At 43.3% G+C, this 1278-nt stretch carries 1 protein-coding gene; it reads right to left on the bottom strand.

Annotated elements, in window-relative coordinates; translation table 11 throughout:
* Positions 1-407: 407 nt before the first annotated feature.
* Complete coding sequence (locus QUA78_RS32625; protein WP_333307515.1) at positions 408-1139, bottom strand: sucrose-phosphate phosphatase; 732 nt, start codon at positions 1137-1139, stop codon at positions 408-410.
* Between the last annotated feature and the right edge of the window lie 139 nt (positions 1140-1278).

Genomic DNA, 1278 nt, shown 5'->3' with positions numbered 1-1278 from the left:
CGGAATGAAGCGAAAGTTTCACGTTCCGTTTTGAAGGAGAGGTAGGGGTAGAAATTCCCCTATCGACTCTACCATTCAGGTTGAGGCGCTAAACTTAACTATATAACCTTTGGCGATCGGGGGATCGCCGGCTTATCTTGGGATAGCAGACTACCCAAAAGCCTAGGAAATAAACTTCAACTGGCTTTAGGCAACTAAAGTTAAGTTCGATTAGGTAGTATAAAGCAGTACACGCTGATGGTATCGCAACTCGCAGGTTCGATCGATATGCGGTTGAGATTGCTGAACAGATTTTAAGGGTTTGCGGGACTTGGGGTGCTTGGGGTGCATTTGTAGGGAGGACTTCAGTCCTTTAATTTTTATGAGGGCTTTAGTCCTCACTACAAACCAAACCCGATTTTAAGCAATCAAAATTCCCAAAAATATGCCATTCCTTCCATGATTCCCCAAGCGCAATCAGAACCAGCTAAATAATGATTTTCAGTGCCGTATTCGCGATGCCAATCTAAGAGTTCTGACAGAGCATTGGCTACGATTACTCCCCGGACATCCTGTTCAAACATACTGATATCATTGCCAGAGTCACCGCAAACTAATGTTGCCTCCGATGGGATTTGCAGGCGCTTTTGTAAATAAGTAAGGGCATTGCCTTTATTGCTAGTCTGCGGTAAAATATCCACATCGCGATTGCTGCTAAAAATGATTTGAGCTGCCAGTCCCGATTGAGTTAATTTTTGCTGCAATTCCTGGAGAGTCGAGCTGTTTTCGGCTGTTGGTTCCAGACAATAACTGATTTTCCAAGGATTTTGTTCTTTTAAGGATTGGGATTTAAGCTGGGAAAACTGCTGAGCTAAAGAGGCGATAGCCATTTTATCCCAGTTTTGAGAAAGATATTCCGCCCAATCTAAGTCGAGGGTTCCGTCTTGGTAAATTTCGCTGCCTACACCTGCAATCACATAGTCAGGTTCTAGCAGTTGCTTTTGGGCAATTAATTCGCAAGTTGAAGCATGAGAACGCCCGGTAGAGTAAATCAAATAAATTTGCGATCGCTTTGAGTGCAAGCGCTGATTTAAAACTTGAGTTGCTTCGTCATCTCCGACTAGCGTGTTGTCTAAATCTGTAACTAATAAAAACTTCATTTTGGGAATTAGTCAGTAGTCAGTAGTCATTAGTGATTGGAAATCGAGCGCTTCGTAAAATAAGTAGAAGTTCACGGGGTTAGCGTGGCAGAAGAGAAGGAGGAATCCGACCAGAACGAGTACTCAAGACAGATTCAGT

Source organism: Microcoleus sp. K4-B3, assembly GCF_036704615.1.
Classification (GTDB): domain Bacteria; phylum Cyanobacteriota; class Cyanobacteriia; order Cyanobacteriales; family Microcoleaceae; genus Microcoleus.
This window is presented reverse-complemented; position numbering and strand designations above follow the sequence as displayed.